General features: G+C 42.4%; 8 protein-coding genes. 1 reads left to right on the forward strand and 7 read right to left on the reverse strand.

The genetic code is table 11. The features are described from left to right. Nucleotides 1–189: 189 nt before the first annotated feature. The gene (locus tag M1D52_RS09000; protein WP_013667697.1) at nucleotides 190–882 is read right to left on the reverse strand and encodes a sulfite oxidase-like oxidoreductase; all 693 of its coding nucleotides are present in this window, start codon (nucleotides 880–882) and stop codon (nucleotides 190–192) included. 27 nt (nucleotides 883–909) lie between these two features. Beyond that, nucleotides 910–1206 (reverse strand): hypothetical protein, encoded by a 297-nt coding sequence (locus M1D52_RS09005; protein ID WP_149105961.1) that lies wholly within the window; start codon nucleotides 1204–1206, stop codon nucleotides 910–912. Nucleotides 1207–1588: 382 nt separating this feature from the next. Here M1D52_RS09005 and M1D52_RS09010 point away from each other — a divergent pair, with 382 nt between their 5' ends. Continuing rightward, nucleotides 1589–4657, forward strand: a complete 3069-nt coding sequence (locus tag M1D52_RS09010; RefSeq protein ID WP_437392260.1) for an AsmA family protein — start codon at nucleotides 1589–1591, stop codon at nucleotides 4655–4657. Nucleotides 4658–4744: 87 nt separating this feature from the next. On the opposite strand, the gene M1D52_RS09015 is transcribed toward M1D52_RS09010, so the two are convergent. From M1D52_RS09015 to M1D52_RS09035, 5 genes are all read right to left on the reverse strand, one after another. Continuing rightward, complete coding sequence (locus M1D52_RS09015) at nucleotides 4745–6511, reverse strand: RagB/SusD family nutrient uptake outer membrane protein (RefSeq protein ID WP_437392261.1); 1767 nt, start codon at nucleotides 6509–6511, stop codon at nucleotides 4745–4747. A 34-nt stretch (nucleotides 6512–6545) separates the two neighbouring features. Then, nucleotides 6546–9812, reverse strand: a complete 3267-nt coding sequence (locus tag M1D52_RS09020) for a SusC/RagA family TonB-linked outer membrane protein (protein WP_437392262.1) — start codon at nucleotides 9810–9812, stop codon at nucleotides 6546–6548. A gap of 421 nt (nucleotides 9813–10233) precedes the next feature. Next, on the reverse strand, nucleotides 10234–11922 hold the full coding sequence (gene ilvD, locus M1D52_RS09025) for a dihydroxy-acid dehydratase (protein ID WP_437392263.1): 1689 nt from the start codon (nucleotides 11920–11922) through the stop codon (nucleotides 10234–10236). Nucleotides 11923–11987: 65 nt separating this feature from the next. Beyond that, a complete protein-coding gene (locus M1D52_RS09030; RefSeq protein ID WP_377610819.1) occupies nucleotides 11988–12557 on the reverse strand; it encodes a Crp/Fnr family transcriptional regulator in 570 nt (189 codons plus the stop codon). Nucleotides 12558–12639: 82 nt separating this feature from the next. Next, nucleotides 12640–14016: a sulfatase-like hydrolase/transferase gene (locus M1D52_RS09035; RefSeq protein ID WP_437392265.1), complete on the reverse strand. Its 1377-nt coding sequence runs from the start codon at nucleotides 14014–14016 to the stop codon at nucleotides 12640–12642. Nucleotides 14017–14049 lie beyond the last annotated feature (33 nt).

Here is a 14049-nt window from a genome sequence, read left to right on the forward strand (position 1 = left end):
TTGTTTAATATTGTGTTAATTAAAAATATTAACGGTTTCTTTGTTTTCTTACTTCAATTCAATAGGTCAAGGTTATTTTTGAGAAGTTTCCATGCATAGGAAACGAATAGATTTCATTTTTGATTTGGCCACCCTTTTGGATCTGGGTGGCTTTTTTATCAAAATTTGATGAATAGAATCGTTCTTTGGTTAATCATAACGATCATTACGCCAAGGATAAGCGGTATTCGAATAACCACGCTCCTCCCAAAAGCCTGGTTGGTCCTGGTTCAGGAATTCAATTCTTTTTATCCATTTGGCGCCTTTCCAAGCATAAAGTTGAGGTGTAATCATACGACAAGGCCCGCCGTGTTCCTTCGCCAGCGGTTGGTTCTCAAAGGTATGCACTAAAAGCACGTCTGGCTTCAAGGCCTCTTCTAATGAAAGGTTAGTAGTATAAGTATCATAGCCATGACAAAGAATATGAGTTGCGTCTTCGTGAGGTTGCACAAGTGCAGCTAAATCCAACATACTGACACCAATCCAGCTCATATCCAGTTTGGACCAAGTAGTGACGCAGTGGAAGTCGGATATGTCATGGGTCTGTGGTAGTGCCATAAAATCTTCCCAAGTTAACATAACCGGATGCTTTACATTGCCGTCTATCCTTAAACGCCAACGATCTAGCGAAATATCGGGCTGATAACCGAGGTCTAAAACCGGCCATTTGGTAGTTACAACCTGTCCTATAGGAATAGTTGGCATCCCATGCCGATTTATTTTACCCGTCCCCATGGGTTTGTCGTCCGCCATAGAGGGCGTATCTTTCATTTTTGCTGCGAAACGTGCTTTTAATTTCATTCTCGCCTCTACAATACGATTCAATTTTGCTGATCCTTCCATATCGGGTTTCATTAAGTGTCTGTCATATCAGTTATCCTCTTCATCCGGGACGGTATATTTAAATCGGAACAGCTTAAATAAACCGAGAACAAGTAGTACTGAAAAAACGATGTCGATAAAAAGATACCCAAAGTGAAAGTCCTTTATTTCAGCAAAAAGTCCTGTCTCCACGTTTTGACCAACTGATTTTCGGAGGAATATAAGCGGAAATCCCATCGTTGTATCATCGGTGTAAGGCATACCGCCACGATAGGAAAACGCAGTAAAAAAAGTAAAAAGTAAAACGGTGCCCGCTCCCCAAAGTAATATTCTATATTTTTTCATGCCTTGAGATCGTCCTTCAATATTAAATACAGCTATTGCAAATTTTAGTTTTTCTCTTAGGCAAAGTAAAAAATAATTAATCAAAGTTCGTTCCGATTATTTAAAGCCGAGTTGAATTTGATATCTATACACTTTTCGTGATCAATTAACTCCTAGAAGATTGGCAACCAACAAATTGGCAGAAAGTTGGCAATTATTGTAAGCATACAACTTCTTTTTCACCATAGAGGCAATAGCCGGCTACAGCTCATACCGAAGGCTTCTCTTATTGATACCCGCTGCAAAGGTAAGCTATGACCTTAGGTGAGCGTCGAGGATTATTTTTATTTTTAATAAAATATTGAAAATAAGCAATTTATTTAGAAATATGGAATAGGCCGAAATGCATGTTGAAAATAGTATTAAATTTGGCGACGCAAAATACAAGGCCTGTTTGCAGCTCTCCGAGGCTGAATCGGTTAAATGCCCTGCGGCAGAACAGGAAATAGAATATATGTCGAACATCCTAAAAAAAATTCTTATTGGCTTGGGCTTAGCCTGCACTTTGATTCTGCTTGCCATAACTTTCATTACTAATTTTCTCTTTAAACCTGAGAAGATAACGCCCATAGCACTTAAGGCGATTAATCAACAATTGGATGGACAGGTTTTTTGTAAAAGCGTCGAATTAACTTTTTTTTCTTCTTTTCCACGCTTCGGTGCTCGTCTACATGACGGATATATTCTTTCGAGAGACAGGAGAGATACCCTAGTTATTTTCAGTGACTTTCGGGGCGCTGTCAACATGACTAAATTACTTTTAAAAAAAGAAATAGATATTGAGCGAATTACATTGCGCAGGCCGCGACTTCATGTGGCAGTGGATCGGCACGGTAACGCAAATTATGATATTCTGAAGAAGGAAACGGCTGAAGCTACTGACACAAGCGATGTCCAATCGGCAATAAAAAAAATTCATATTAAATCGCTTCGCATCGAAGATGCCAGTTTTCACTATGAAGACAAAGGATCAAGACTTGATTGCCGAATCCCGCATTTGGCTCTTAAAATTGGGTTTGTTTACGACGAGGATCACCTCCTGTTAAAATTACATTCAGATAGTAAGCAGCTAACGGTCACGAAGGGTGGATTTGTCTTTATCCGGCAATTGAACAGCCTTTTGGATACAGATATGAAGCTTGATAAGAAAAGTCGAAAACTCAGCTTTACCAATGGAACGCTAAAATTGAACGATATAGACTTTCTGCTTGACGGCGTCTTTGAACGACCCAATGGCAGAAAAGCTGTAAATGTAGCATTGCAAGCTAAAATGAAGGTGCCATCGCTGGCAAATTTATGGAAAATGGTGCCAAAAAGATACCTTAAGACAACAGATGCTGATGTTGGCGGGAGGGTGTTTTTAGTGTTGCGGACAAATGGCGTGTACGGTGAAGGCAAGCTGCCTGTATCAAGGGCACAGCTTAAAATACATGGCGGTTCTCTGCGTTATAAAAAGTTTCCGGGCCAAATTACCGCCCTAGAGGCAGATGTAGAAAGTCTTTTAGACTTTAATGAGCGCCAACGTTCCGCAGTACGTATCAATAAGATGCTAATAAGAGGAACGGGCATACACCTTAGCGGTAGCGTATCAGCACAAAACCTGTTGGATAACCCGGAAATTGAACCGGATGTCGAAGCAAATATCGATCTTACAAAAATTGGGTCAACATTTCCTATTGTCGAGGGATTGCAGCTCGGTGGAAGAGCGTTCATAGATCTCGCGGGAAAAATTACGTATACGGCTCAATCGGGCTTTGATTATCGCGATCTGTCATTACAAGGTAATGCTAAGCTCGCGGATCTACAAATAAACATGGCTAAAGAGGAGCTTCTTTTTCATACACCTTATACTGCACTGAGCCTGAAAAGAGATGAAAAGAATGGATTGTCCGGACAATTGGATATAGATAGGCTTAATCTACAATACGGAAAAAAACATAAGCTTACGGTGCAGGCACTTCATGCGCAGCTTTCAGGATCTAAAAAAGTCGACAAACGCTTACCGCTGAAATCGAAGATCAATTTGGCGGCTCTTCACTATCAATCTACAGACAGTATGAATGTACGCATTGAGAAAGCTTCCATCGCTGCTGCGGTTGGCCCAGGTAAACTGCCACGTGCTCCCCATTTTGTTACGAGCTTCGACGCGCAGAATTTAGCCCTGCACTATGGGCAAATGACACTGATCGTTGATAAAGGGTCTTACCAATTCAATGTCGAGAAAAATGAGCAGAAGCAATGGTGGCCAATAGGCTCCTTTAGCTTTTCGAAGCTTAAGGCGGCCATTCCTAATGTCGGTATGCCGCTGTCGGTTAATCGTTCCCTTATTACTGTAAAAGGACATGATATTCACCTAAACAATGCTTTTGTGGCGCTTGGCGACTTCAAGATGAAGCTCGACGGCGAGGTACGCAACATCTTTCCGGCAGACAAGCGGGATACGCTTTTGTATGCTGATTTAAATCTGCATGCCCGCTATTTGGATATTGACGAGTTAATGGGCGTATTGAAAGCCGAAAGCGCTAACGCAGGAGTTATAGAGCGTATGGCGGCGCCAGCGTTGACCGCCGCGCCACCCGTAACACCTATAGCAGACTCTACTCGTTTTACATTACCTACCAATATTCGTTTTACCTTTAACTCCTTTATAGAGCAATTGAAAATGGGATCATTAATGCTGAACAATCTTAAAGGTCAAGCCCGTGTTGATAACGGGCAGTTGAATTTACATGATTTCAGTTTAAAATCCGGTGAGGCTTCTCTGCAAACCAAACTGCGTTATAAACCACTGGCGAATGGTCAAGCTAGAATGCAATACGTGATTGACGTACGTAACATGAAAATGAATCAATTGAAGGATTTTGCCCCCACGTTAGACACTCTTTTCCCTGTTATAAAATCACTGGAAGGTAATGCAGATTTCAGTATAAAAGGCTCTGCTAATCTGAATAACGATATGGAGATCGATATCGGATCAGTAAGAAGTGTAGCCGCGTTGCGAGCTACCCACTTGGCCGTGCAAGACAATGAAGCGTTTAGGGAGCTGGCCAAAACCTTCAAGTTTAAAGAGAGAGATAGCACTTATATTGATTCACTGAACGTAGAAATGTTAATTAAAGATCGGCAGCTAGAGATTTTACCCGCTTTGGTCGAAATTGACCGTTATCGCCTAGCAGTAGGAGGCATACAACATATTGATCTGTCCTATGATTATCATATCTCGGTACTAAAATCTCCGGTCCCTTTTAAAATGGGCGTAGATGTAAAGGGTAAGATACCTGACTATAATATTAGCATGACAAAAGCCCGATATAAGTATTATTTTACCGATAAAGAACGTTTAGCCAAAAAAGCCGATAGTACCATTATCCGTAAGAGAAATGCGGTTCTGAAACTGATCAATTTTGAGTAAAGGAAACGCTAAAGAGAGTTCAATTAGGTGATTTCAATCAGTAAAGTTTGCATATAGAAACTTTACCGATTGAAATCATTATTTGATTTATTCTAAGGTCGGATTAAACGTACCACCCCAGTTATTGTTCTGTTCAATTTTAGGATTTTTATCGATTACGCTTTCCTGAATCGGAAAGAAATAATAGCTTTCAGGTAACGAGTTTACTTTAACGCCTGATAGGGGAACTTGTAAAATGCTGTATTTAAAATTGTTTTCCATCAGTTCGTATTTATCGGCAAGTGCCCGTGCCTGTCCCATCGCCATTTCTGATCCATCATCATTAATCGCAATCGCTTCTACACCATGTTTTGTGGTGCCGTCTAAACGATTTAACATTCGTAGCCGACGTAAATCCCAAAAGCGATGTCCTTCGAAGCAGAACTCTATATTACGTTCTGCCAGAATCGCCTCACGCATTTGATCTCTCGTTATTGCTTTGATTCCGTAGTTACCGTCTCCACCGGCTTCAATACCGGCCCGTTGGCGTATTTGCTTTAAAATATCCATCGCTTCACCGATTCTCCCGGTTTCATTAGCGGCTTCTGCATAATTCAGCATAACTTCCGCAAAACGCATTAGCACAAAATCGACATCATATTGTTGCACCTCCGCCTGTGTTAGTTTCAGCAAACTATTTTTTTCGATAAAAAAACCACTGTACCTATTGAGATTGGTTGAATTCACACCAGCTTTTGGATTCACACCAAAATCATCCAATTCATGTGCTATGCCTAGTGATGTATATTGCCGTTTTCCCGTTTTGCCGGAAACAGCATAGGGTTTTCCGTTCCAAACGATCGACTTGTCAAAACGGGGGTCTCTATCTTCCCAATATTGTTGGAGAAAGGCAGCCTCCGTTTTATGATAGGCGCTCGTAGGGTCGTTATATAGTTTGCCATCTTTCATCGGGAATTCTTTTATGAACTCCCAAGTTGGACATGCATAGGCGGGGCCACGGCTTTCGGATCCCGGTCGGACACCATAATCCCATGAGGCGACTTTATTGGGATAGGAATTTACCACGGCAAAGATTACTTCGGGGCCTTTTTCCACTAAAGCGATATTCGCATAGTCCTCCGCCAACCGATAACCTCTTGCCTGCAAATCATTAAAGGCCTTTTTGTTTTCCTGATAAGCGGCTTCCCAGTATGAATTGTTCCAAGGGTTAGCAGGATTGAATTGAGGAGATGCCTTATAAAGAAGTACTTTTGCTTTAAAAGCGAGCGCAAAACTAGCGTCAATTTTTCCATAGTCAGTAGATGAGGTAGCGATGCGCTCCGGGAGCTTAGCAATTGCTTCATCCAAATCACGAATAATTAAATCGAAGCACTCGGCTGTAGAGTTCCGCGCTACATAAAGGTCATCTTCATAGCGATCTTGCGGTACGGTGATATAGGGTACACCGCCATGATATACTACCATCCAAAAATACGCATAAGCACGCATAAACAAAGCTTGACCAGTTATGCCGTCTTTTGTGGCTTGGTCTAAAGCACCGGCATTGACATCCCTGATAGCTTGATTTATTAAACGTATATTACTGTAATTCCATGATTTAAACTCGCCATTCGAAATCGTCACCCGATCGGGATAAAAATTAATGCCGATCAACTGCTCGCTATCCGAATCGGCGCCTGGATTCCAGTTGCCGAACATGGGGTAGATATTAGCCATATAAGCGTTTGCCAAATTGGGGTCATTCCAAACCTGCTGTGGGTCGTAATTGTCGATATCTTCAATATCAAGTACCTTTTTGCAAGAGCTTGCAAAAACACCTATAAAGCATAAAATAATATATATATTCCTTTTCATCTTGTTTCTATTTGTTACCGTATTATTTGCCTCGTTAAAACCTGACATCCAAACCAAAAGTGAAGGTCTTCATAATAGGATAGGAGTCGTAATTTTTTTGCTCGGGATCTTGAAACTCCTTCATATCTGACAGCACAAATAAGTTGGTTCCGTTAAAGTATAATTGCGCGTTTTCCAGCTTTAGTGCCGATACCCAAGATTTCGGCAGGTTATATCCCACATTAAGTGTTCTCAAACGGAGATAGCCCCCATTTCGGATCCAGAAAGAAGACGCACCTGTTCCGGATTCATACCAATTCTGCCCAATTGGGCGAGGATATTCACCATCTGGATTTTCCGGTGTCCATACCTTGTCAGATGCCCATACAGGATAATAAGGTCTTACAGTACCTCCGTGCTGCCTCATACCTGCTCCTTCTTGGTTGCTGATAATTCGATCGTAATTGAGCACGCCCTGAAAATGCGCTTGTAAAGAGAAGTTCTTATAAGCGATGTTGAAGCCAAAACCATAGTTAATCCTGGGAGCCGCATTTGTTGAGAGTAGCTGATTATCATTACCGTCTATTTTTCCGTCAGGTCCCGGAGCGTACCCATCGCCCCGTACATCCTCGAAGTATAAACCACCTAAATAGGGATCACGTCCAAATTGTTTAAAGCCTTGTGCGAGTAATTCATCCAGTTGTTCTTGGGTTCTTATAATTCCCAGTGCCTTTAGACCGATAATCCTTTCGGCGGGTTGTCCAATGCGGGATTCAAAGTGCCGATAGCCACCAGGTCCATAAGCCGCACTTTCGTCAAAAATATCCCAGCGGTCTTTTGCATAACCCGCATTTGCCATAATGGAATAGTTCACCTCATTATTGGCCGCATTATCGTTCCATTGTAAGGTGATTTCACCGCCTCTCCAGGATCTAGCTGCGTAATTTTCCGGTGCCAGCGCCTGCCCATAATTATCAGGTAAAGTCACTAAACGAGAGCCAAGAATGTCCGTTTCTTTCCTTAAAAATAGATCGAGCGTTCCGCTTAAGCGATTATTAAAACCTGCCGCATCCAAACCGATATTATAACTCGTAGAGGTCGCCCAGGTTAGATTGGGATTAGGCGTCGCCCCTGGTGCGATGGCTCCGTAAAAGCGATCGCCGAACATATACCCGCCGGAATTAACGTACCTTGCTACATAAGAAAAAGGATTTATCTTTTCATTATTAACGTCTAAGTCGTTCCCAGTGGTTCCGTAAGAACCTCTAATCTTCAGTTCATTAAAAGCATTGGTGAACTTCTTGAAGAAGCCCTCTTCTGACAGACGCCACGCGGCCGAGACTGATGGGAAGAAGCCCCAACGCTTATTTTCAGGGAATAAGGTATTCCCGTCGTAACGGAAAGAAAACTCAGCGATATATCGACTGTCAAAATTATAGTTTACTCTTCCTATGTATGATTGCCGGGCGCCTATTTCTTCCCACCCGTTCGCTTCGCGGAATTGCCTATCGGTAGGATAAGCAAACATCTGATCTAATGAAGTTAGCGGATTTTCGGCTCTTGCATAGGATGCATAACCGCCATTCTCAGCCTGCTCAAAAACAAATAATGCATCTACACTGTGTTTATTGAAGGTCCGCGTATAATTTGCAAACCAGTTGAACTGATAGCTCCAATCGTTCGTTAGTTCATAGCTCATAAAGGGCTGATTTTGGCTGAAGGTAAAAGTGTTTGTCTTATTCGGGTCAGGAGGCCCGGGCAAAAAGCGATTACCATCCGGATCTGCTTGATTGAAGACATAGTTCTTTTGGAACGTTAAATATTTTTTTCGCATGTAGTCTTCACCCAGATAGCTTCCTACCACTTTTGTAGAGAGGCCCGGAATAAATTTATCCAGCTTAATGTTAACCGCTAGTATCGGATTGAATTGACGTTGTCGGGTCTTGATATAGCGATCACCTACGACCTGATCGATCACGCTCCAAGCCTGCCAACTCCCCATTGGCGTTTGGATAGGATAGGGAGTTACATAATTGGCTGGTGTCCCATCTGCTTCGACGTAGAAAGGATAAGTTTTTGGCCAGTTGAAGGTTACCCGATATAAATCGGACACATCAAAGTCATCATCGCCGGTAAAAGGCCAATAAAAGCGATCTAGATTTTGTTGGTACGCAGAGAGATTCAAATCAACAGAGATACTTTCACTGATTTTAGCCGAGACATTACTGCGAAGATTAAATTTACCATGATCTACCGTTTTATACGATCCGTTCTCGCCGCGATAGCTTAGTAATGAATAGTAGGTTATCTTCTCGGATCCTCCGCTAACGCTCAACGCTTGGCGATGACTCGTTGGATTTCGCCAGATCATGTCGTGTACATTGTAGCTTTTATCCTTAAAATAGTCGAATTCTTCTTGTCCGTTAGGTGGAGGTGTTCCGTTAAATTCCGCCACCCGATTTTGGTAAATTAATTCATCCGTTGCTGTTGTGAGGTCAGATAGCAGTGGCATGGTTGGGCTGGACGTTGTATAATTAGATTGAAAATTAAAGGTAGGTTTTTGCTCAATTCCTTTTCGGGTTGTTACCAGCACAACTCCATTTCCAGCTCTCGATCCGTAGATAGAGGCCGTTGCAGCGTCTTTCAAAAAGCTCATTTGGTCTACTTCAGATGCCTCCAATGCGTCAAAAGCGGCTTTGTCTCGCACAACACCATCAATAACATAAAGCGGTTCGCCAAAACTACCCCTAATTCGAATTTGAGAAGTAGCGCCTGAGAGCCCGGATGTATTAGTGACGTTTACACCTGGGGCGCGACCGGCTAGTGTATTAGACAGATTTGCCGGTGCAATATTCGTCAGTTCCTTGGCGTTAACCGAACTAACCGCCCCCGTAAGATTTACTTTCTTCTGAGTTCCATATCCAACAATAACAACTTCTTCAAGATCGCTGATCATATCTTTTAATACTACATTAAGTTCACGTTCTCCTGCGAAGTTGAGTTCTTGTGTCTCAAAGCCCAAATTGCTAAAAATCAAAACAGCCTTAGGGGGCACGTTTAATTGGTATCTTCCCTCACTATTGGTTTTAGCGGCTATTGTTGTTCCTTTTACAGAAATTGTTACTCCCTCTATGGGGGCGCCACGTTCATCGGTGACTGTGCCATATATACTTGTTTGACGAAAAAACGTCGATAGTCGCTTACTTGCATGTGCATGAATGGATATGCTGCTTCCTGCCGTGCAAAATGAAACAAGGAAAACATATAAAAGATTGATTGAAATGTGCCTTTTTTTAGGCAATAGGAATCCGGTACTAATCATATAGCATAGTTTAAGGGTTTTTGTTAATAATTTTGTTGCTTTGTTTGGCGTGACGTCCGCCTACAAGAATAAGTTTAACGCTCTCTCATAGTTCTTCATAATTTAGTAATACACACAATCATTCAGTCGAATACTTCGTCCTTACGGTAAAGACGAGTTCACGATTTTTCCTAGTTTATTGTGGTCAAATTGGTTACTGCGTGAGCAAACATATTCAAGCCTATATAAAAAAACAAATTGGTTTCGAGATCAATCGATTGCGTAGTTTGCGCACACGTGTGCGTAAACGCAGGCTGTAACAACAAGAGGAGAGGGGGGTGAAGGCCTCTCTTAAAGAGGCCTGAATTGCATTTTTGTTACCGTTGCATGTGAAGAGTAAGATAACCTGAGAAACTTCTAGGCAATAAGGCGGCAGTCGCTACTATAGATCCGTCTTTAAGACAGCCCCATTGCTGGCATTTGTTACTAAAGCCCTGTATTGGCTAAGCCATCGCGATTGCAGCTTTTTTTTGAGGGGCACAAAATTCGCTTTTCTCTTCCCAATTTCCTCATCACTTAACTTAACCAATAAAATGTAATTGTCTACATCGATATGAATTTCATCTCCGTCTTCGATTAAACCAATCATACCACCCTCAGCCGCTTCGGGAGATACGTGTCCAATGGAGGCACCTCTAGTTGCTCCGCTAAATCTACCATCTGTTATTAGTGCAACAGAGCTTCCCAAACCCATGCCCATAATCAAGCTTGTGGGCGTCAGCATTTCTTGCATTCCAGGACCACCTTTTGGACCTTCGTAACGGATAACTACCACATCACCCTCTTTAACTTTTCCGCCGATTATGCCATCGACGGCTTCCTGTTGACCATTAAAACAAACGGCTTTGCCGGTAAATACCCTAGAACCCGTAAGTCCTGCGGTTTTGATAACGGCACCTTGTTCGGCCAGATTTCCATACAGAATTGCTAAGCCACCCACTTCACTGTATGGGTTATCGATGGTACGTATAATATTTTTGTCCTTAATTTCGGCTCCTACTATAAGTTGTAAAAGGTTTTCGCCGCTGATTGTTAAATTGTCTATAAGAATATTATTACTCCTTTTGGTCATCTCTTTCATCACAGCACTAACGCCACCTGCCCGATTAATGTCTTCCATATGAACATTCGTTAGGCTTGGCGAGATTTTAGCAATGTGCGAAACATTCCGTGAAATTGCGTTAATATCTTTCAGTTGAAAATCTAAACCTGCCTCATTTGCAATAGCAAGCATATGTAAAACAGTATTGGAACTACCACCCATTGCCATATCAACAGCAAAGGCATTTCGAACGGCGTTTTCGTTCAATATATTTTTCAGGGTAAATTTTTTACGTGCTGTCTCTTCTTTTGCAATCTCACAGATGCGTCGAGCCGCTTTTCTATAAAGTGTCTCCCGTTCGACTGTTTGGGCAAGGATAGTTCCGTTACCCGGTAGGGCTATGCCCATTGCCTCCATCAAGGTGTTCATAGAATTAGCCGTAAACATACCCGAGCAGCTGCCCGCACTTGGACAGGCATTACATTCGATATCCCGAAGTTGTTCCTCGCTAATAACCCCAGCCTCGTGCTTGCCCACTGCCTCAAATGCAGATGCGAGATCGATGGGAGTACCATCTTTTTTATAACCTTTTGCCATGGGACCTCCACTCACAAAAATGGTAGGTACGTTTACACGTAGTGCACCCATGATCATACCAGGTACTATCTTATCACAATTTGGTATAGCAATCATGGCGTCCAATTTGTGTGCGTTCATTACACTTTCTATTGAACTGGCAATTAATTCTCTACTCGGAAGCGAATACAGCATACCGTCATGTCCCATAGCAATGCCATCGTCAATTCCAATGGTGTTGAATTCAAAAGGGATGCATCCGTTTGCACGAATCTCCTCCTTAATGATGTTCGCCACCTTGTTCAAAAAAAAGTGTCCGGGAATAATCTCTATGAATGAGTTGGCTACACCGATAAAGGGCTTCTCGAAATCTTCATCCTTTAATCCGGTGGCTCTAAATAAAGACCGGTGTGGCGTTCTATGGTATCCTTTTTTTACTTCATCACTTCTCATGACTGATTTGCTTATTTACTTACCAATTTTGTTTTTGAAACGGGTATGCCGCTTTGATTCTACTGTTATAAATTTGATTTTAACCTACTGAGTGTTTCGGGTGATATATTCAAATAAGCCGCTAAGTTTGCATTTGATAACCGCTGTACAAGTTCCGGGTTATTTTTTAGTAAGTTGCGATAACGTTCTGTTGCGCTCTGCGTAAGTAATCCGCTAAGCTTCGACGTAATAACGGTGAGGCCGTATTCTAGGATATAAATGTACATTTTGTCCCATGCCGGGATCGTCGTCCGCAATCGAAAAAAATCATGGTAGGAGATCACGAATAATTCCGAAGTTTCTACAGCCTGTATATATTCAGGTGCCGGTGTTCTTGAAATAAAACTAACAATTGACGTTAAAAAAGTATGCTCAAAAGCCATAAACCTTGTCGATACGCCGTGGTTATCATTATTGTAATAGAGCCGCAGACATCCCTTTTCAATAAAAAACAGCTTATCTGCTACAGCACCCTCTGCAAGTAATAATTCGTTTTTTTTGGCGACAAGTGGCTTGAAATACCTCAGTATCTCGAGAACCTGCTTTTCTTCAAGTTGTGTTTTTCGTTGTATAAGGTCCTTTAGCATGTCAGACATCACCGTGAATTACAAGCCAAAGTTGCATTAAATAACTTTTAAAAACATTGACTTGCGTCAAAATCGAGCAACCGTATTCATGTTAAGGATTAGCGCGGTCGGCCGTTAATTCAGGTAAATAAGCCCGCCAAGTAATAAGCTTCGTTTTTAAGTCAGCTACGATATCCGAATGCGATGCGGCAACATTGTTAGTTTCATATTTATCATCCACGATATTATATAATTCTACATTATCAGCTTGGTAGTCAACTAACAGTTTCCACTTACCCGACCGGATCGCTAAGTTCGGACTCCGGTCTCTTCCTTTGGGATAGTTAAAAGCATAATCATTTCGCCCATATTCCCAATACATATCTTTTTCTCTTGAGGAGGGCTTTCCTAAGAATACCTTCATTCTATCCTCGCCATCTCCTTTGTAATTAGGTGGTAGTGGAGCAGCGGCAATATGTGCCAAGGTGGGAAACAAGTCGCTTGAATTCAAGACCGACACACTGTCCGTCTGACCCGCAGGTGTATGGCCTGGCCATCGCACGATAAAAGGCATACGAATACCACCTTCGTAGAGTGAGAGTTTCGTGCCCCGCAAGCCGCCCGCCCTGCTGCCCTTAAAGCTCGGTAGCGGACCATTATCACTGGTGAAAATGATCAGCGTATTTTCAGCTAAACCCAGTTTCTCTAAGCCGTCAAACAACCTGCCCATTTGTTTGTCAAATTCAGCTAATACCAGTTTAAAAGCCTTCTCTTCGTCCGGATTCATTGGGAATTTACCCGATTGCCGACGATTTTCTTCCGGTACCCATGGCGTGTGCATGTCATCCGGCCAAAGGTTCACGAAACAAGGTACACCCTTATGCCGACGGAGGAAATCAAGCGTTTTATCTACAAAGTAAGCCGTTCGGTCCCAACGTTTGATGCTGTCCTCATCAGACCAGATCCAGTCCCTTGCAGTTAGGGCAGGGTCAGGATCCGGACTTTCGTACGTGCTGGCGTGCTCGTCAAAACCATATTTCTTAAAGCCCGGTGCATTTTTAATATCGCGGCCACCGCCCATATGCCACTTTCCAAAATGCCCGGTGGCGTATCCCGCTGCTTTTAATACTTTTGCCAATGAGGGGGCGTTTACATTCAAATAGTTTGCTTGCTCTGCACGCGCATTGCTTCGCCGATCATTCAGGAAGGTCGTGAAATTCCATTCAGCAGGGAACATACCCGTCAGGATACTGGTACGAGAAGGGCTGCAAATAGGAGCGGCGCTATAATACTGCGTATATTTAGTGCCTTCTTTAGCCAGTTGATCCAAATGGGGGGTGGGAACAAACTGGCCTCCAAAAGTGCCTATGTCGCTGAATCCCATGTCATCTGTAAGAATAATAATGATATTAGGTTTTTCTTGACCACCCAAATTGCCTGCCAATAATAGCAGACAGAAAAGACATATAAACTTACAATATAGTTTCATTTTTTTTCAACCCGATTAATTCAGGTGACTTAA

This window comes from Olivibacter sp. SA151 (assembly GCF_054130995.1).